The sequence below is a fragment of the Cobetia sp. LC6 genome, assembly GCF_030264805.1.
In the GTDB taxonomy this organism is placed as follows: domain Bacteria; phylum Pseudomonadota; class Gammaproteobacteria; order Pseudomonadales; family Halomonadaceae; genus Cobetia.
In genome coordinates this window covers 15,922-35,714 of sequence record NZ_JASSPL010000002.1, presented here as the reverse complement: position 1 = coordinate 35,714, position 19,793 = coordinate 15,922, and the positions used below count along the sequence as shown (strand labels likewise).

Here is a 19,793-nt window from a genome sequence, read left to right as displayed (position 1 = left end):
CCACATGAACTCTTCACTCGATGCCTTGCGCCGTGGCCTGCCCGCCACGGCTGTCCGCCAGCTGTTGCTGTGCGCTCTGCTGACGACCCCCTGGCTGTCACTGGGTGCGGCCCACGCCGAATCCGGGATGTCCGCCAGCAGCGCCACGCCGGAGATTCGCGTCCCGCTGGTCTCGCTGGAGGCGCTACGTCTGGCGCCGGTGGTTTCACCACAGGGCGAGGCCTTGGGCAAGGTCGAGGATGTGCTCAGTGATACGCGTGGTCAGATCCATCGCCTGCTGATTCGCCCTGATGGCGGCGACAAGGCGGCCAGCATCGACTTCGCGCGCTTCACTCGTGAGGCGGTCAGTGACCCGCTGGCGGCCGAGGCGCCCGGCGACATCCGCTACCGACTGGTGCTCGAGATGACGCCGGAGCAGCTGACGGCACGTGCGGACCAGCCGCTTTCCAATCGCCTGTCACGCCAGCTGGAACGCAGCATGGGGGAGGTCGGCAACGGGCTGGACACCTTCCGCAATCAGGCGGCAGAGGTGCTGCGTTCACTGGGCAAGCAGCTTGAAGGTGACAGCGATCGATAGCATCTGAGGGAGAGAGACCCGCAACCGACGTGAGGGAATGCATGAGTGAGTGGATGACAGCACTGCACGATTGGAATCTCGATCCTGCCGCCGCCGTTGCCAAGCAACGCGAAATGGCCACTCGACTGACGCTGACACCGCCCTGGGGAGCAAGCCCCGGCGAGTGGCCAGCGACCATCACTGGGGTCGATATCGGCTTCGAGGATGGGGGCGAGGTGACACGCGCGGCGGTGGTGACGCTGGATCTGACGACGCTGGAGCCCCTCGAGCAGCAGCTGGTCCGTCAGCCGACACGCATGCCGTATATTCCGGGCCTGCTGTCGTTTCGGGAGCTGCCCGCCGCCATCGCCGCCCTCGAATCGCTGGAGCGTCCGCCCGAATGCCTGATGGTGGACGGCCACGGCATCGCACACCCGCGCCGCCTGGGCGTGGCGGCGCATCTCGGCCTGTGGTGTGACCTGCCATCCTTCGGCGTGGCCAAGAAGCGTCTGTGCGGCAAGCATGGTGAACCGGGCGATGCGCGTGGTGACTGGGTCGCACTGACCGATCGCGTACGTGAGGCGGATGGTGAGCTCGGCATCATCGAGAATACCGAGCTGCCCAAACGTGAACAGCGCAGCCAGCTGGGTGCTGTGCTGCGCTCACGCGCGAAGGTCAAGCCGGTATTCGTCTCGCCGGGTCAGCGCATGAATCTGGACACGGCGCTGGCGATGACCCTGCACTGTCTGGGCAAGACCAAGCTGCCCGAGCCGACCCGACTGGCGGACCAGCTCGCCAGCCGCCGCCTCAAGCGGCTTCGCGATGCCTAGCTGCCTCAAGCGGCTACGCTGAACCTGGCTTCGTGACGCCTTACCGCCGCTAGCCTTCGATCTCCAGTCGGCTCTGGCCGTTGCCCGAGGGGCGCACCGCGATACGCACCGGAATGCGTTCATGCATCTCGGCCACGTGCGAGATGACCCCGACGCGACGGCCGCTGGCCTGCAGGCCATCCAACGCCTCCATCGCCAGGGCCAGCGAATCCGGGTCGAGGCTGCCGAAGCCTTCGTCGATGAACAGCGATTCGATGCGCAGCTCACCGGAGGCCATACCCGCCAGGCCCAGCGCCAGCGCCAGCGAGACCAGAAAAGTCTCGCCGCCGGACAGCGAGTGCACGCTGCGCAGCTCGTCGCCCATCTCGGTGTCCACCACCACCAGTCCCAGCGGACTGGCGCCGCGCGCCAGACGGTAGCGGCGCACCAGATTGGCCAGATGCAGATTGGCATGCTCGATCAGACGTTCGAGGTTGAAGGCCTGGGCGATGGTGCGGAACTTGGCACCGCTGGCACTGCCGATCAGCTCCGACAGCGCGCCCCAGCGTTCATGGACTGCGCGGGCACGGGTCAGCTGCTCGCCAAGCTCGGCGCTGCCGCTGCGGCGCTGATCATCATTGAGTATCGCCGCCTGCGCCGATTGATGGGCCTCGCGCACGGCTGTGAGGGGTGTCTTGAGCGCCGCGATCAGAGTGGCCAACGCCTCGCCAAGCTCGTGGGTATCTTCCTCGGGCTGTGGCTGCGCATCCTTTGGCGCATCAGCGGCTTCTTCCTGTGGGGGTTGCGCATGAGCCTGCAAGTGAACATGCAGCGCCAGTGCCTGCTGGGCCTGAGCGCGAATGACGCCCGTCTCTTCCGTTCCCGCCGTGCCTTCTCCAGCGGTACCTGCTTCTGACGTCTCCACGGCGGGCGCTGCCAGCTGTTCGAGTCCTGCCAGCTGCTCGAGTACCGTCTGCCAGCTGGAGGTTCGAGCGGCCTGCCAGTGTTTGAGCTGACGCGCATTGCGCTCCTCACACAGGGCATCCGCGCGTGCGACGCGCTCGTGGGCGCTGCGCAGTTGCTGGCGCAGTGCCTGCAGCTCGTGATCCTCGACCGCCAGCAACTCCGCGATGCGCGCGTCATCCAGAGCAGGGTTCGCTGCCTGCCAATGCGCGCGTTCGCTATCGAGCGTGTCCTGCTCGTCGCGCAGCTCCGTCTGGCGTTGCTGCAGGTTGGTCTGTTGCTGCGTCAGTTGCTGTTGCTGATCGTTCAGCTCCTGCAGTGCCTGCCGCGCATCCTCTTGCTCGTTGCGCATCCGGGTGGTCAGTGACTCGATCCAGTCAGACCAGTCGCTCACGCTGGCATGCTGTCGCTTGGGGTCCGCGCTCAGCTGCTGGGCAAGCGCGCCGCTGAGTTGCTCGATCTCGCGCGCAAGCGAGGTGATCTGCGTCTCGCACCGCTGAAGCTGCGTTTCGCCATGCTGACATTGCGTCGTCAGCGTGGCGTGACGTGTTGCCAGTGCCTGGCGTTGCTCACGCAGCGGCGTCAGCTGACGCAGTGTCGTCACCAGCGTGTTCTGGCGGGCGTCCAGCTCCCCAAGGCGCTGCTCGACCAGTTGCAGTGCGCGGTCAGCAGGCAATTTCGGCAAGGATTCAAGCTGGGGTTGCTCTGACAGCGAGTGCCGGGCCAGAAGGTCGGTCAGGTTCGTCTGGCAGCTCTGCGCCTGCTGCTGCAGGCGTTGCAGCTCCGAGTGCAGTTGGGTCTGTTCCTGCTGAAGATGGCCGAGCTGCTGCTCGAGGCGGGCGTGCTCGTGACTGGCCGTCTCCATGGCTTGCTGCGCGGTGGCCGTGGCCTGGCGGCGATGGTCAAGGCGCTCGCGGGCCTGCTGTTCCAGCTGTGCGATCAGTGCCTCGGCCGGCGCGGCCTTGCCTGCGGCGGGGTGCTCGTGGCTACCGCACACCGGGCACGCCTCGCCCTGGACCAGCCCGCGGCGCAGCGCCAGCACGTTGTCGCTGCGTGCCAGACGCTCCTGCTCCTGCTGGCGGCGCTCGGCCTCTTCCTCGTGGCGCGCCTGGTCACGGGCCTGCAAGGCCTGCGCCTGCTGGCCAGCCACATCCTTCAACGCCTGTTGCTGGCGGGGCAGCTGCTGCTCCAGTTCGACAAGGCGCTGCTGCACCTCATCACGGCGGGCCAGACCACTGATCTGCTCGCTGAGTACGGGCTTGAGCTCCAGCAGTGCATCGCGCTGACGTTGCAGCTGGTCACGATACTCTTCGGCATCGCGCAGCGGCTGGCCAGATTCATCGACCAGCGTTGCCTGCAGCTGCTGGAGTTGCTGCTCCAGCTGCTGACGCTGGCGATCCTGAGTCGCGAGCTCCTGCTGATGTTGGCCGAGCGTGTCGCGCAGGCGTTGCTGTTCGCTCTGCTGGCTGTCGTGTGCTTCGCGTTGTTGTGCCAGACGCGAGGCCAGCTGACGTGCCTCTTCAAGCTTCGGCAGCTGCTCGCCGCGCCAGATCTCGCAGCGCTGCATGCGTTCATCGGCGGTGTGCCTGGCGGCCCGGGCCTGCTCAACCCTGGGCGACAGGGCGGCGAGCTGCTGCTCCAGCCGGGCCAGTTGCGTGACCAGCTGCGCATGCTGCGGCGCGATCGCCTTGAGGCGCAGAAGGGCAGGGCGAATCGGCGCGAGGGCTTCCAGGGCGCTGAGTTGCTCGCGCTGACGGGAAAGTGCATCACTGGCGGCGTGAGCCTCGGTCTGTTCCTGCTGTGCCTGACGCAGGGCCTGTTCGAGCTCGCTCGCCGTGGTGGTCCACTGGTGATAAGCCGTCAGTGCATCATGCTGTGCGCTGAGTCGAGTCATGGCCGTCTGGCGCAGGCGCACCTCCTCCTCGAGCGCCTGGCGTTCCTGCGGGCTGGCCGGCAACTGACCTTCAAGCTTGCGTTCCAGTTCATTGACGGCCTCGCGGGCGGCGCGCTCGCGCTCATGAGCGGCTATCGAGATCTCGGAGTAATGGCCGGTATCGGTCAGTTTCTCCAGCAACTCCGAGCGTTCGTTGTCATTGGCACGCAGGAAGGCGCTGAACTCGCTCTGCGCCAGCAGCACGGCGCGGGTGAACTGTTCGAAATTCAGCCCCAGCCTGTCGATGATCAACGCCTTGGCGTCGTTGTTGGTGGTGTTGAGGGTCTGAGCCGGCTGGGTGTCATCGCCGGTGGGCAGCAACTGGAGATGTTGCCTGGCATTCTGCAGGCGCCCGCCGGGCTTGCCACGCGCGCGGCTGACTGTCCAGCTGGCGCGATAGCGCAGGCCATCGCGGCCGATGAAATCCACCTCGGCCTTGCCTTCGCCACAGCCACGCCGGAGCAGGCTGCGCGGGTCCTTGAGCGTCAGCTGATGTTCGCCGACATCCTCCAGCTGGCCGCCGCTCGGCGTCTGGCGCAGGCGCGGCGTGGTGCCATAGAGCGCCAGACACAGGGCATCGAGCAGCGTGCTCTTGCCGGCCCCGGTGGGGCCGGTGATGGCGAACAGGCCGGCATCGGACAGCGGCGCCTTCTCGAAGTCGATCTCATGTGCGCCGGCAAGCGACGCCAGGTTGTCGAGACGCAGGGCGAGAATCTTCATGCCTGACCTCCCTTGGCCTTGTCTACCGAGGCTGTCTTGTCTATCGAAGCCGCCTTGTCGGCCTTGCGAGCGGGCCGGGTGGTCGGCTCGCCTGCGAGACGCGTTTCGCGCGCGGCCTCGACCTCCTCGAGCAGCAGGGCGAAATCCTCGATCAGCGTCGGGTCCGGCTCACTGTCATAGGTGACGCGATAATGACGCTCGAACAGTCCCATCGGCCCCAGTTCATCTAGCTTCACGCCCTTCGGCGCGCGATGCTCGGCACTGGGGGTCGGGTAGCGGGTGACCAGCTTGATCAGACGCAGCGGCGCGCCTTCCAGCAGTGCCTCGATGCGGGCGCGAAGGTCGATCAGCGGGGCTTCCAGCTGCACGGTCACTTCCAGCCACGGCCAGCGTGTCGGCTCGAGATCCGCTTGCGCCTCGGCGACCAGTGTCGTGAGCCGAGAGGTGATCTCGGCCAGGGGCGCAGGCCCGACGCGCGTGAGCGCGACATGACAGGGCACGCGATGCTCCTCGACCTTCTCCAGGCTTTCATTGTTGAGCGTGACATCGAGGATGCGGTGACCGTAGTCGACCTCGGAGAAGTCCATCGCCAGCGGCGTGCCGCAGTAGCGGACGCGCTCCTCGCCGCCTACGCGTTGCGGGCGATGCAGGTGCCCCAGCGCCACATAGGCGATGTCGTCGGGGAACAGGCTGGTCGAGAGCGCTTCTTCGCCGCCCATCAGGATCGGGCGCTCACTGTTCTCGGACACCTCGCCGTCACGCATGTGGGCATGGCCCATGGCGATCAGCGCCTCGCCGGGTTGGCGGGCGGCACGCGCAGCACTGACCAGCTGCTGGTGCACGCGGGCCACACCGTCGCGGTAGGCCTCGCTGCGGGTGCGTTCGCCCTTGCCTGCTTCCCCTTGCTGCTCGGCCGGCTCGCCGCTGCTCAGGCCGGTGACCTCGGCCGGGCGCAGAAAGGGCACTGCCAGACACAGGGCGCGGCGCTTGCCGTCACGATCATGCAGGGGCACCAGCAGATGCTGGCAATCGAGGCTGTGGGTATCGCCGCCGTCGGCGGAGTCATCCACCCAGCGCACGCGTCCCAGCGCATGGGTCTTGAGGCGTGCCAGCAGCGCGGCCGGCAGCTCGATGCGGGAGCCGGAATCGTGATTGCCGGCGATCATCACGATCTCCAGCGCCGCGTCCTGCTCGTGGGCGTGCACGATGAATCTGTAGAGCAGCTCCTGGGCGGCCAGGCTCGGGTTGACCACATCGAACAGGTCTCCGGCGATCAGCAGTGCGTCCGGCGCCAGAGTCTTGAGCTGGCCGAGCAGCCAGTCGAGAAAGGCAGCATGCTCGACGTGTCGGCTCTGGCCGTGAAAGCTCTGGCCGAGATGCCAGTCGGAAGTGTGCAGGAAGCGGAAGCTCACGATGGGGTCCTTGCGAAGTCGTCTGGCCAGCGGCTGGGGCTGCGCCAAGCCGGGCCGGGTGAAATGCTGTCCAGTGTACGGTCTGGCTTCGCTGGGGCGGAAGAGGGCACGGCCTCAAGCCGCACAAGGTGCGGCGCATTATCAGGCAGATGATCTGGATCAAGGCCCTCCACAGGCAAAATCGACAAAAGTCGCTACGCTGAAAGTCGAGGCCCTTGTCATTCACCGACAAGCCCACGCGATGGCAGCGTGTTGGAGTCGCCTCAAGCGAATCACATCAGCGGAGCAGCCCGCACGGGGCTTTCTTGCGCGCAGTCTTCTCAAGGACTTCGCAAAGTCTTCAAGCTGACTTGGATAACAATCAGGCTGGTGACAGAGGATGCTGTTACCGACGCCCAGAGATGACAGGAAGGATTCGAAATGCGCCAAGGTCTTTTTGCTTCACCTCGTCCAGACAATCTCGGCCTGCATGATGGCATGCTGGCTCCGGCCCCCAGCACCCCCAACGGGGTCAGCTCCCAGGCCACTGACAGCAAGCATTATGTCGCGCCACTCCCGATGCCGCAGGATTGCTGCGTCAGTGCGATGGAGAAGTTGCACGGCATCATAGAATCCATGGGCCATGCTGAAATCATCAGCGAAGATGGCGGCTATCTGCACGCCGAGTTCCACACCCCCGTGCTGGGCTTCGTCGATGATGTGGAAATCGTCTGCAATGAAGAGGAGGGGGTCTGCCATGTGCGCAGCGTCTCACGCAGAGGGCATTCCGATCTCGGCAAGAACCGTCAGCGGGTCGAGGACATTCGCCAACGCCTGGAAGGCTGGGGCTACTGCAGCTGACGCTTGTCGATGAACCTGAGCTTGAATCCAGGACTCGTGCGTCGCCCGGCAGGGGAGGGAAGGTGACCCACTGCAGGACGCCCATCACACTACCTCCCTCATTGCTTGAACTAGACAGAAAGACGTCCCCCACCCCGGTTCGCCTTGTCGAGGCACCGGGGTCTTTCATGCCAACGCCTTGCAAGGCCGGCGTGATTTCCCGCAAGCCCCCTGTCGGACAGTGAGCGAACGCTACCCAGCCAAGGTCGCCTTTGCTACTCTGGGCGCGATACATGAAACGCATGACTGCATCGACCTGTATTGTGTTTTATGCAATGCAGTGATGCGTCGTACGCTGGCAGGATTCCGCATGATCGCCACGCCTCCGGGGCAACCCCGGTGCTTTCAGTCATCATCAGCACGACTTCCGCTCCGAGATCAGTGATGTCTCTCGATTCGAAGATGTCACTCGACGGGACGAAGTCTCTCCGACTGAAAGCCTCCAAGACAAGATGCGCGACGCGTGAATCACCCTTGACCATCGCTGGACACCAGCCCCCGCTAAACAGAGATCCATGAACGATTCCATCCCCGCAGCGGGCTCCGCCTCCGCTGCTCATGTTTTGCCCAACGAAAATTCGCTCAAGCGTGGTGACATCAAGGTGCTCGGTCTGTCCGCCCTCGGCGGCGCCCTCGAGTTCTATGACTTCGTCATCTTCGTGTTCTTCGCCACCGTCGTCGGCCAGCTGTTCTTCCCGCCCGACATTCCCGAGTGGCTGCGTCAGGTGCAGACCTTCGGCATCTTCGCCGCCGGTTATCTGGCGCGCCCGCTGGGTGGCATCATCATGGCTCACTTCGGCGATACGCTGGGCCGCAAGAAGATGTTCACGCTGTCCATCTTCATGATGTCGCTGCCGACCCTGCTGATGGGCATGCTGCCGACCTACGCCGTCATCGGCATGTGGGCGCCGCTGCTGCTGATCATCCTGCGTCTGTTCCAGGGCGCCGCGGTCGGTGGTGAGGTGCCGGGCGCCTGGGTGTTCGTCAGCGAGCACGTCGCACCGCGTCACAACGGCCTGGCCTGCGGCACGCTCTCGATGGGGCTGGTGGGGGGCATCCTGCTCGGCTCGCTGATGGCCAGCGCCATCAACAGTGTCTACACCCCGGAAGAAGTCAGTGATTTCGCCTGGCGGATACCGTTCATCATCGGCGGCGTGTTCGGGCTGTTCTCGGTCTATCTGCGTCGCTGGTTGCACGAGACGCCGGTATTCGCCGAGATGCAGCAGAAGAAGGCGCTGGCCGCCGAGCTGCCCTTGAAGATGATCCTGCGTGAACAGCGCCCGGCGATTGCCGTGGCGATGGCGGTCACCTGGATTCTGACCGCTGCCATCGTGGTCGTGATCCTGATGACGCCGAGCCTGATCGCGGAGCTCGAGGGCCTGAGCCGCGCCGCGGCCTTCTCCGCCAACAGTCTGGCGATCGTGGCGGTCTGCATCGGCTGCATCGTCTCCGGTTACATGGTCGATCGCATCGGCGCCGGCGTCACCTTGGTGCTGTGGAGCGCCTTGTTGGGCATTACCTACTGGGTCTTTCTCGCCACCATGCACTCAGACCCCAGCCTGCTGGTGCCGCTCTACTGCCTGACCGGCTTCAGCGTCGGCATCGTCGGCGCGGTGCCGAGCATCGCGATCCGTGGCTTCCCGCCGGCGGTACGCTTCACCGGTCTGTCGTTCTCCTACAATGTCGCCTATGCCATCTTCGGTGGCTTCACGCCGATTCTGGTCTCGCTGATGATGACCGTCTCGCCGCTGTCGCCCACCTGGTACGTGGCGGCGCTGTCGCTGATGGGCGTGGTGCTCGGTCTGTGGCTGGCGATCAGCCCGCGCGGCCGAGAACTGATGCGCATCGTCTGATCAGCGTGTCTGGCAGCGCAGGATGCGGGTCAGGCCCTTGTGGCCTGCCTCTGCCTGAAAACGCGCATCACCCTCTGGGTGGTGCGCGTTTTTCGTTTGGGCCGGCGCCACGGCGACGCTAGGATAGAGCCATTCATTGTCTCTTCCGCGCAGCGGCTTGCCACGGCCACGATGGCCGGGTTGTCACTCCCAGCAGGATGCCCGCATGTTTACCGTTCTTCACGCCAATCACCTCGAGGACCTGCGCGATCTGGCCCTCAAGGTGATCAAGGCCGCGCCTCAGCCTCCGCTGGTGCCGGAAACCTTCCTCGTCCAGTCCAACGGCATGGCCCAGTGGCTGAGATTGTCATTGGCCGAGGCCGATGGCATCGCCGCCTCGGTGGATTTTCCACTGCCCTCGAGCTTCGTGTGGCGTGCCTATCGCGGGGTGTTGGGTGGCGTGCTGGGCGACGAGATTCCTGAGCTGTCGCCCTTCGACAAGGGGCCGCTTGCCTGGCGTCTGCTGCGCCTGCTGCCGGGGCTGCTGGCCGATGAATCCCAGGCGGAATGCTATGCGCCGCTCAGGGATTACCTGTGTCGCGACGAGCGTGGTCAGTTGATCGAGGCGGTCGGCGAGGACGCATTGCCAGCGCTGCCCGAAGGCCCCGAGGCCGAACGCCAGCAGTGGCAGCTGGCCTGCCAGCTGGCGGACCTGTTCGATCAGTACCTCAACTATCGCCCCGAGTGGGTACGCAGTTGGGAGAGCGGGCTTGAAGACGATGACTTCCGGGATGCCTTCGCGCGCCAGCAGGCCGCAAGCGAGCTGCCGGCCAATCTGCTGCCCGACAACCTGCCGGACAGCCAGCAGTGGCAGCCGGCACTATGGCGAGCGGTGCTGGCCGATGCGCCGTCCAGCAGCCGTCAGCATCACCGCGCCGCCCTGCATGGTCGCTTCGTCGCGGCGGCGCGCGCGCTGGAGACATTGCCCTCGACCCGCCGTCACCCGCTGCCGCCACGCCTGTTCGTGTTCGGTATCTCGGCGTTGCCCGGCCAGACGCTGGATGCGCTGCATGCGCTGTCCGGGGTGATGGACATATACCTGATGATCACCAATCCCTGCCGCCATTACTGGGGCGATATCGTCTCCGACCGCGAAGCCGTACGGCGCAGTTCGCGAGCTGACAGCCAGCGCATGGACAGCGAGCGCCTCTCGCAACAGCGTGCCCGTCACCCCGAGGCGCCTGCGCTGATCGGGCTGGCGGAGGAGGAGTTGCACCTCAAGGCCAACCCGCTGCTGGCAGGGCTTGGTGCGCAGGGGCGTGACTTCATCGTCAGCCTGTATGAATTCGAGAGCGCGCTGTCGGGGCGCGACAGCGGCTTCGATCTCGAGCTGGACGTCTTCGTGCCGCGCATCAGCGAGGACACGCCGCCCGAGCAGGCGCCGCTGCTGCTGCAGATCCAGGACGAGATACTCGAGCTGGTCCACCCCGGCGAGCGTGCGCTGGCCGAGGGGAGTCCGCGGGTACTCGTGGCCGATGACGACTCAATCAGTCTGGTCAGCGCCCACTCGGCGCTGCGCGAGGTCGAGATTCTCCACGACCGCCTGCTGGCGGCCTTCGAGCGGGCCCATGACGCCGAGAAACGTGGCGAGGGCGAGCCGTTGCGGCCGCGTGACATCCTGGTGATGGTGCCGGATATCGACCGATATGCTCCCTATATCGAGGCGGTGTTCGGCCAGCTGCCGCCGGGCAATCCGCGCCATATCCCCTTCACCATCGCCGATCGCGTGGCCAGCCAGGCCAATCCGCTGCTCGGGCTGGTCTTGATGCTGCTGGAGCTGCCGGAGCGCCGCCTCGGCGTCAGCGAGGTGCTGGATGCGCTGGATGTCGCCGCCTTCCGGCGTCGTTTCGCCATCGAGGAGGGTGAGCTCGAGCGTCTGCGGCGCTGGCTGGCCGACAGCGGCGTGCGCTGGGGACTCTCCGGCGAGCACCGTGAGCAGCTCGGCTTCATGCCCCTCGACGAGAACAGCTGGCGCTTCGGGCTCGAGCGCATGCTGCTGGGCTACGCCACCGGGGCCCCGGCGCAAGGGGAACTTGGGGATGAGCGGAATGGCGCTCCGATTGACGATCTGATGGACGGTCTTGTCGACATGAACGGCCTGAGTTTCGATGGCGTGGTGCCGTTCGATGAAGTGGCCGGTCTCGAGGCCGAGCTGGCAGGCAAGGTCGGCGAGCTGATCGAGAGTCTGGATCGCTGGCGCCGCTGGCTGGACACCTCGCGTACGCCAGCGGACTGGGCCACCACGCTGCAGCGGCTGTGGGAGGAGAGCCTCAGCCCGGACAGCGCCGAGGAATTCGACATTCTGGCGCGCCTGCAGGCGGCGCTCTCACGCCTCGACAAGGGCTGGCAGCAGGCCGGTTTCGAGGGCTGCCTGTCGCTCAAGGTGGTACGCGAGGCACTGCGCGGCGAGCTGGACAGCGGCGGTCTCGCCCAGCGCTTCCTCGCCGGGCGCGTCAACTTCGCCACCCTGATGCCGATGCGTGCGATTCCCTTCCGCGAAGTGCACCTGCTGGGCATGAACGATGGCGACTACCCGCGGGTGCGCATGCCGCAGGATTTCGACCTGATGGCCAGCCGGCCGCAGGCGGGGGACCGTTCGCGGCGCGACGATGATCGCTACCTGTTCCTGGAGGCGCTGCTGGCGGCGCGGGATCGCCTGTCGATCTCGTGGGTCGGCCGCGACCAGCGCGACAACGGCGAGCGGCCGCCCTCGGTGCTGGTCGGTGAATTGCTCGACTACATCGAACTGGGCTGGGAGCCCGAGCAGCAGCACTCCGCCAAGCGCTCGCGGGAGGCGGCACTGCGTGAACGCCTGATAACCGAACACCCGCTGCAGCCGTTCTCGCGGCGCTATTTCCATGCCTGCCAGGCGGCGGTCGTCGATCTGTTCAGCTATGACGCCAGCTGGTCGAGCCTGTATCGAGCGGCAGATCAGGCTCAAGTGATTGAAAAAGATCAGGAAAAGCCAAGCGAGACCAAGGCGGGCTCGGCGGCAACGACTGCCTTGAAGCAGCTGGTGGAGCAGGCGCCGGAGTCCCACCTGCGCCTCGGTGCCGATTCGCTGGCGCGCTTCCTGCGCCGCCCCTGGCAGCTGGGGCTGGACCGTGTCGGCGTGCGCTTCCGCGATGCCGAGGTACCGGATGAAGACAACGAACCCTTCGCCCCCGACGGGCTGGAGAACTTCACCCTGACCCGCGAGCTGCTGGAAGCCGCACTTGCCGGGCAGTCACTGCCGCTGGCCGCCGAACGTCTGCGCCGGGCCGGGCGGTTGCCGGCGCTGGGCTTTGCCGATGCCTTGATCGAGCCGCGCCTCAGGCGTCTCGACCAGCAGCTGGCCAGCTGGCGTGACCAGCTCAGCGATGCCATCTCGCTGCCGCCGCGCACCCTCGAGGTACCGCTGATCATGCAGGGTGAGGGCAGCGAGATGCTGCGCGTGACCCTTACCACGCGTCTGATCAGTCGCCAGCAGCTGCGCGATGACGCCGAGGGCGAGAGCCGCCTGCTGGCCACGCTGGAGGCGACCCACTTCGGCACCCTCAAGCCCGGCAAGGAAGGGCGCTACAAGAAGCTTGGCAAGCCGCATCGTCTGCTGGCCGGCTACCTCGACTGGCTGATGGCCAATGCGCGCCCCGGCCTAGGGGAGCTGGTGGGCGATCAGGGCGCAAGTCGTGAAGGTTATCAGTGGCTTGCGGTGTTCGAGGACCGCTGGCTGCTGTTCCCTGCGCTGCGCATCGAGCAGGCCGAGGCCGCGCTGCGCCATCTCGTCAAGGCGTATGCCCAGGGCTGGCAGGCGCCGCTGGCGGCCGCGCTGGAACTGGCGACCACCCTCTGGGAGGTGGTCGGCGAGGAGGATCGCAATGCCCTGTTCGGCGCGCTCAAGGCGCAGGACGCTGACGGCAGCGCAAACCTTGAGACGGCGCTGGCCGCCATTCACAAGCCCTGGCTTGCCGACAGCCTGATGCGCGCCATGGAAGCCCGCTTCAGCGAAGACATCTTCAAGGGCCCCCAGGCGCTCAGGCGTCAGGAAGGCGCGCTGGGCGAGCTGTGGCCGGAGTTCGACGCCTTTGCACAGGCCGGCGGGGTGCTCAACAGCGTGCAGCTCTATCAGCCACTGATCGAGAGCATGATCGGTGTGCGTCAGGGCATTCTCGGCGAACGCGCGGTGGAGCTTGCCACCGGGAAGGCGACGCCATGAGCGATACCAGAGTGGAAGACATGCGCGGTGTGGAGAGTGGCGTGAGGAGTGGCATCGCTCAGGAGAAGGAAGCGGCAATGTGTGACGAGATAGCTCAGAGCCAGCAGGGTCAGGCCCTCGATATTCCGACGCTGCCCCTGCTCGGTCAGCATCTGATCGAGGCGAGTGCCGGCACCGGCAAGACCTTCACACTCGCCGCGCTCTACGTGCGGCTGGTGCTCGGGCCCTTGCCCGGCCAGGACGCGGGCGTCTGCTATCCGCGCCCACTGACGCCGCCGGAGATTCTGGTGGTGACCTTCACCGAAGCCGCCACCGCCGAGCTTAGAGACCGCATTCGCGCGCGCCTCAAGCAGGCACGAGAGGCGCTGCTGGAGCGTGCCAGTCCTGATCCGGTGCTGGCCGAGTTGCTCGCGCCGCTGCTGACATCCTCATCTGCCGAGGACGCATCGCGTCTCAAGGCCGCGGCGGCACGGCGCCTCGACCAGGCCGCGCGCCTGATGGATGACGCCGCCATCTTCACCATCCACGGCTTCTGCCAGCGCATGCTCAGCCGACATGCCTTCGATGCCGGTGGACGCTTCGGCGCCGAGCTGTTGCAGGACGGCCAGTCGCTGCTGGCGCGCTGCGTCGAGGATTACTGGCGCTGCGAGTTCTATCCGCTGGCCCGCGAGTGGCAGGCCTTGATTCGTGGCCGCTGGGCCGGCCCCGACGCCTTGGGAGAGGAGCTGCGCGGCCTGCTGCGTGACGGCACGCCACGCCCGCTGTACCGCGACGGTGAATGTCTTGAGGCCCCGGATGACCTGAGCGAGCTGCTCGGCAATGCCGAACAGTGGCGTCAGCAGCAGGAGGCCGCGCGGCGCGCCGTCGAGGAAAGCTTCGATGAGCCGGCCATCCGCGCGGTAATGGGCGAGGCCTTCGCCAGCAAGGCCCTCAACGGCAACAGCTACAAGGAGGCCGAACTCGAGCCCCGTCTGGCGGCGACGGCTGCCTGGCTGGCCAGCGGCGAGCACGACTTCGCCGCCGACATGCTCGACAGCAAGAAGCTGTGCTGGCTGAGTCAGGCCAAGCTCGAGAAGGGCACCAAGAAGAACTGCCAGACGCCGCGTCATCCCTTCTTCGAGGCGCTGGACATGCTGGCCGAGGTGCCCGCACCGGACGCCGTGCTGCTGGATCAGGTCGCCGTGCATGCGCGTGACAGCGTCGCCCGCGCCCTGATCTGCGAGAAGCGCCGCCTCGGGCTGTGGGAATTCTCGGACCTGCTCAATGATCTCGATCACGCGCTGGACCCGTCGCTCAATGGCGAGGCCAGCCAGCGTCTGGCGCGCCAGATCCGTCAGGAACTGCCGGTGGCGATGATCGACGAATTCCAGGATACCGACCCGGTCCAGTACCGCATCTTCCGGCGCATCTATCCGCAGACGGCGGGCGATGGCCCGACCGACGACGATGCCTTCAGCAGTGATGTCGGCAACGATGCCGGCGAGGCGCCAAGCACGCTGTTGATGATCGGTGACCCCAAGCAGGCCATCTATGCCTTCCGTGGCGCCGATATCGACACCTATCTGGCGGCGCGCAAGGTCACCTCCTCGCGCTTTACCCTGCCGCGCAACTTCCGCTCCAGCGCCGCGATGGTGTCCGCGGTGAATGCCCTGTTCGCCCAGCATCCCGCGCCCTTCGGCAGTGAGGACATTCCCTTCCAGCCGGTCGAGGCCCAGGGCACGCGCACCCGGCTGGTACAGCGTCATCCGGATGGCCGCGAAGAGGCCGCCTGCGCGCTGAATCTGTGGTGGGCCAGCGGTGAGCGTCTGAGCGCCGATGACCACCGCCGCGCCATGAGTGAGGCCTGTCGCGCCCAGATCCAGGCCCTGCTGGAAGGACAGCAGCGTCTGGCGGCGGGCGAGCCGGGGCTGGTGTTCATGGCCGAAGGGGATGCGACGCCACGTGGCGTGGCCGCCAGCGATATCGCCGTGCTGGTGCGCAATGGCCGTGAGGCCGCAGCGGTGCGTGGCGCGCTGGCCGACGGCGGCATCCGCAGCGTCTATCTGAGCGAGAAGAGCTCGGTATTCGACACGCCGGAGGCCTTCGAGCTGCTGCAGCTGTTCGAGGCCGTGGCCCATCCGCGTGACGACCGCCGCCTGCGCGCGGCGCTGGCGACGCGCCTGCTGGCGGATGACCTCTCGCTGGTTGAACGCCTCGCGGTCGATGAGCTTGCCTGGGAGCGTGAAGTCGAGCGCTTCGATGGCTACCACCGCGACTGGCAACGGCGTGGCGTGCTGCCGATGCTGCGCGGCGTGATGCGCGACTTCCGGGTCGGTGAGCGGTTGGCGGCGCGCGCCGGGGGCGAGCGCGCCCTGACGGACGTGCTGCACCTTGGCGAGCTGGCCCAGAATGCCGCCCAGCGTCTCGATGGCGAGCAGGCGTTGCTGCGCTGGTGGCATCAGGCGCTGGAATCCGGCCATGAAGCGCTGGACAGCGACAGCCTCAGCCAGCGGCTGGAAAGTGATGAGGGGCTGGTGCGCGTCGTCACCATCCACAAGTCCAAGGGGCTTGAATATCCCATCGTGCTGCTGCCGTTCATGGCCAGCTTCCGTGCGGCCGAGCCGGACAGGAATTTCGGCCTGCTGACGCTCAAGCAGCGCTGGCTGGCTTCGGCTGACGTGGGAGATGATGACCAGGAAGGTGATGACGAGGAAGTGCCTGCTCGGAGAGCCGATCAGAAGGATGACGCGCTCGATGACAGCATCCTGGTCAAGAAGCCCTCGAAGGAGGCCATCGCGGCGGCCGACCATGCACGTCTGATGGAGGACGTGCGTCTGCTCTACGTGGCGCTGACACGACCCAAGTTCGCCTGCTGGCTGGGATTGGCGCCCATTGGCAAGGGCGGTTTCAGCAAGCAGTTGAGCCTGCCGTTTACCGCCGTCGGGTATCTGCTCGGCTTGAGTGACACCCCGGACATCGAGTCCAGCGCCATCGAGGCCGCGCTGCACGGTTGGTGTGATCAGCAGTCTGGCCTGCTGGCGCGCGTTTCCGGCCTGCCGGAGCTTCCCGGTCATGACTACCAGCCACCGGCGGAACGCGATCAGCACTTCCACGGCGCGCGCCACTTCGCGGGCGGCATCGAGGATGACTGGTGGATCGCCTCCTACACCGCCTTGCTCACCGATGCCCGTCAGATGACGGCGGCGCTGGAAGACACCGCCGATGCCGCGGATGACCGCGTGCCCGAGGGCGCCACCGAAATCGCGCTGGAAGAGGGCGAGCAGGGCCTGACGCGTCCGGACCGCGAGGTGGCAGGGCAGTCCGGTCCGCTGCTGGCCGGCGGCCTGCCGATGACGGTGGGCGAGATCCATCTGCATGATTTCCCGCGCGGGCCGCGTCCGGGGACCTTCCTGCACGGCCTGCTGGAGGCGGTGGATCTCGATCGCCTCGGCGCGGATGACTACCGCGGCGAGCTTGAGCGGCTGGTGGGCTCGCGGCTGCATTTCGGTGGCTTCGATGCCAGCTGGCAGCCGCGCCTCACCGACTGGTTGGAGCAGGCGCTGACCCGTCCGCTGCAGGGCTTCGAGGGGGAGCCTATTCTGCTCAACCGGCTGGAGGCCTGGCTGCCGGAGCTGGAGTTCTGGCTGCCAGCCGTACATGCGCGCAGTCTGCCGCTGGATGCCGTGGTCACCGCGCTGGAACCGTTGCCACGCTCGCGGCCCAGACTCGCCCCACGCCGCATGCACGGCATGCTAAAGGGCTTCATCGATCTGACCTTCCAGTCCGGCGGGCGCTGGTATGTGCTGGACTGGAAATCCAACTATCTGGGCGAGCGCCCCGAGGATTATCTTGGGGAATCGCTGGCGCGCGCGATGGTCGAGCACCGCTACGACCTGCAATACGTGCTCTACACCCTCGCGCTGCACCGTCTGCTCAAGGCGCGCCTCGGTGAGGACTACGATTACGAGCGCTGCATGGGCGGGGTGCTGTATGTCTTCCTGCGCGGCCTGGATGCCGGCGCTGACTCACCCGCGCTTGTGGTGGATGAGGCACATGATCTGGGCAATATGGCGACGCCCGGCGTGGCGACGCCCGGCGTGGCGACGCCCGGCGTCTTCCAGCGCAGGCCATCACAGGCGCTGATCGAGGCGCTGGATCTCTGGCTGAGCGGCGACAGCTCCGCCCTGGATAGCCTGCTCCTCAACACCGCCGACACCTCGCCACTCACGCAAAGCGGCCAGCAGGGGGCCTTCGATGTCTGACACCATGTCCGTGCCAACGCAGCAGCTCAGCGCTGCCCCTGACGCCCCGACTGCCGACACTCTGCTCGCGACACTCGGCCTGTGGGTGGAGCTGGGCTGGCTCAGGCGAGTCGATGCCCATCTGGTGCGCTTCATGGCGCGTCATGTGCCGGAAGCCCCGGCCAGCGTGCTGCTGGCGGCCGCGCTGGCCAGCCACCAGCTGGGGCGCGGGCATGTGTGCCTGTCGCTGTCGCGGGCGCTGGCCGAGCCACGCGCGACCCTGTCGCTGCCGCCGCTGGAGCAGTCCGAGGCGCATCTGGCCGAGGTCAATGTAGCCCTGCCGGAGGCCTTTCTGGCGAATCTCGATGCCGGTCGCTGGGCCGAGCAGCTGGCGGCATCGCGGCTGGTCAGCGTGCTGGCGCAGGCCGATTCTCCGGCGGGTCATCTGCCGCTGCGTCCGCTGGTGCTGGTGGGCGAGCGTCTCTATCTACGCCGTTACTGGCAGGCCGAGCGTGAAGTCGCGGCGGGGCTGCGTGCGCGGATGGGGCCAAGCGAGGAGGGTGAGACGCGGGTCAGTGATGCGCTGGGTGAGCGTCTGCGCGAGCTGTTTGCCAGCAATCAGCCAGACCCGCATGGCGAGCCGGACTGGCAGAAGCTGGCCTGCGCTCTGGCGTTGCGTCAGCGTCTGACGGTGATCTCCGGCGGCCCCGGTACCGGCAAGACCACCACCGTCACGCGCCTGTTGGCGCTGTTGCAGTCGCAGGCGCTGGCGGGTGGCGCTGTCGGTGTAGAGGGCGAGGTGGAAGGCGATGAGCCAGCTCAACCGCATGAGCGGCGGGCGCTGGATATCCGCCTGGTCGCCCCGACCGGCAAGGCGGCGGCGCGGCTGTCGGAGTCGATCCGCGGGGCGGTGGCGAAGCTCGAGGTACCAGATGCGGTACGCGCCGCCATCCCGCGCGAGGCAAGCACCGTGCACCGCCTGCTGGGCGCGCGTCCGGATTCCCGCCACTTCCGCCATCACGCCGGCAATCCGCTGGCATTGGACCTGCTGGTGGTGGATGAGGCCTCGATGGTCGATCTCGATCTGATGGCCGCACTGCTCGGCGCGCTGCCCGCCCATGCCCGCCTGATCCTGCTCGGCGACAAGGACCAGCTGGCCTCGGTGGAAGCCGGTGCCGTGCTGGGCGATCTCTGCGAGCATGCGCTGCCGCCGCGCTACTCACCGGCGCTGTGTGAAGATCTCACCCGCCTGACCGGCGAAAGGCTGGAACAGGCCATCGCCGAGCCTGATGGACAGAACTCGGAGGAGACATCAGCGACCCGTGGCCGCCTTGCCGATCACGTGGTGGTGCTGCAGAAAAGTTATCGCTTCTCCGCCGACAGCGGCATCGGCGCCCTGGCACGCGCCAGCAACGCCGGGGATCGCCAGGCGCTGCGCGCCGCCTGGAAGACCGGCTACAGCGATATCGCCTGGCTCAAGCTCAGTGGCCCGGAGGACCGTGATCTGGAAAAGCTGGTGGTCAATGGCTACCGTCCGGCGCTGGAGGCCGTGCGTGGGCGGCGCCCGGCGCGTGAGGTGATCGACCTGCTGCTCGAGTTCCAGCTGCTGTGCGCGCTGCGTCGTGGCCCCTACGGCGTCGATGGCCTCAACCAGCGCGTGGCGCGGGTGCTGATGCGACGCGGCCTGATCGCCGACGAGCGTGGCTGGTACGCCGGGCGTCCGGTGATGGTGACGCGCAATGACCGCGCGCTGGGGCTCTACAACGGCGATGTCGGCATCACCCTGCCGGACCCCGCCGCCGGGGGGCGTTTGCGCGTGTTCTTTCCGGTCGAGGAGGAGGTGGCGTCAGACGGCGAGCGTGACGGGCAGGATAGCGACATCCAGCGCTTCCACCGTGGCGTGCGCGCGGTATTGCCGTCTCGTCTCGAGGCGGTGGAGACGGTCTTCGCGATGACGGTCCACAAGTCGCAGGGTTCCGAGTTCCGCCATGTGGTATTCGTGTTGCCTGAGGGCGCCAACCCGATTCTGACCCGCGAGCTGGTCTACACCGGCATCACACGGGCCAAATCGCGGGTCACGCTGGCGGGCACCCGCCGTGAGACGCTGGAAGGTGCCATTGAACGACGCGTGGTGAGAGCCAGCGGGCTGGTGCTCTAGGCCGGACGCCGATGGATGATCGTCATCTCCGGCTCCGCCACGCTCGACGGGAGGAG

9 protein-coding genes are annotated in these 19,793 nt (G+C 66.7%); 7 read left to right on the top strand and 2 right to left on the bottom strand.

Features of this window, described 5'->3' with window-relative positions; all coding sequences use genetic code 11:
• Positions 1–4 precede the first annotated feature (4 nt).
• Positions 5–577: a hypothetical protein gene (locus QQF40_RS03500; RefSeq protein ID WP_285460446.1), complete on the top strand. Its 573-nt coding sequence runs from the start codon at positions 5–7 to the stop codon at positions 575–577.
• A 53-nt stretch (positions 578–630) separates the two neighbouring features.
• Entirely contained in the window at positions 631–1,386 is a 756-nt protein-coding gene (locus tag QQF40_RS03495) for an endonuclease V (protein WP_285460445.1), read from the top strand.
• A gap of 49 nt (positions 1,387–1,435) precedes the next feature.
• Here QQF40_RS03495 and QQF40_RS03490 read toward each other — a convergent pair whose 3' ends face one another.
• Together QQF40_RS03490 and QQF40_RS03485 are read right to left on the bottom strand one after the other, a co-directional pair.
• A complete protein-coding gene (locus QQF40_RS03490) occupies positions 1,436–4,981 on the bottom strand; it encodes an AAA family ATPase (RefSeq protein ID WP_285460444.1) in 3,546 nt (1,181 codons plus the stop codon).
• Entirely contained in the window at positions 4,978–6,393 is a 1,416-nt protein-coding gene (locus tag QQF40_RS03485; protein ID WP_285460443.1) for an exonuclease SbcCD subunit D C-terminal domain-containing protein, read from the bottom strand. Before QQF40_RS03485 ends, QQF40_RS03490 begins: the two co-directional genes overlap by 4 nt.
• A 420-nt stretch (positions 6,394–6,813) precedes the next feature.
• Here QQF40_RS03485 and QQF40_RS03480 point away from each other — a divergent pair, with 420 nt between their 5' ends.
• From QQF40_RS03480 to recD, 5 genes are all read left to right on the top strand, one after another.
• Positions 6,814–7,233, top strand: a complete 420-nt coding sequence (locus QQF40_RS03480) for a DUF1499 domain-containing protein (RefSeq protein ID WP_285460442.1) — start codon at positions 6,814–6,816, stop codon at positions 7,231–7,233.
• Positions 7,234–7,787: 554 nt separating this feature from the next.
• On the top strand, positions 7,788–9,125 hold the full coding sequence (locus tag QQF40_RS03475; RefSeq protein WP_285460441.1) for an MFS transporter: 1,338 nt from the start codon (positions 7,788–7,790) through the stop codon (positions 9,123–9,125).
• Positions 9,126–9,330: 205 nt separating this feature from the next.
• A complete protein-coding gene (gene recC, locus QQF40_RS03470; protein ID WP_285460440.1) occupies positions 9,331–13,359 on the top strand; it encodes an exodeoxyribonuclease V subunit gamma in 4,029 nt (1,342 codons plus the stop codon).
• Entirely contained in the window at positions 13,356–17,600 is a 4,245-nt protein-coding gene (recB, locus tag QQF40_RS03465) for an exodeoxyribonuclease V subunit beta (protein WP_285460439.1), read from the top strand. Before recC ends, recB begins: the two co-directional genes overlap by 4 nt.
• The gene (recD, locus tag QQF40_RS03460; protein ID WP_285460438.1) at positions 17,593–19,737 is read left to right on the top strand and encodes an exodeoxyribonuclease V subunit alpha; all 2,145 of its coding nucleotides are present in this window, start codon (positions 17,593–17,595) and stop codon (positions 19,735–19,737) included. The genes recB and recD overlap by 8 nt, the downstream gene beginning before the upstream one ends.
• The last annotated feature ends 56 nt before the right edge of the window (positions 19,738–19,793 follow it).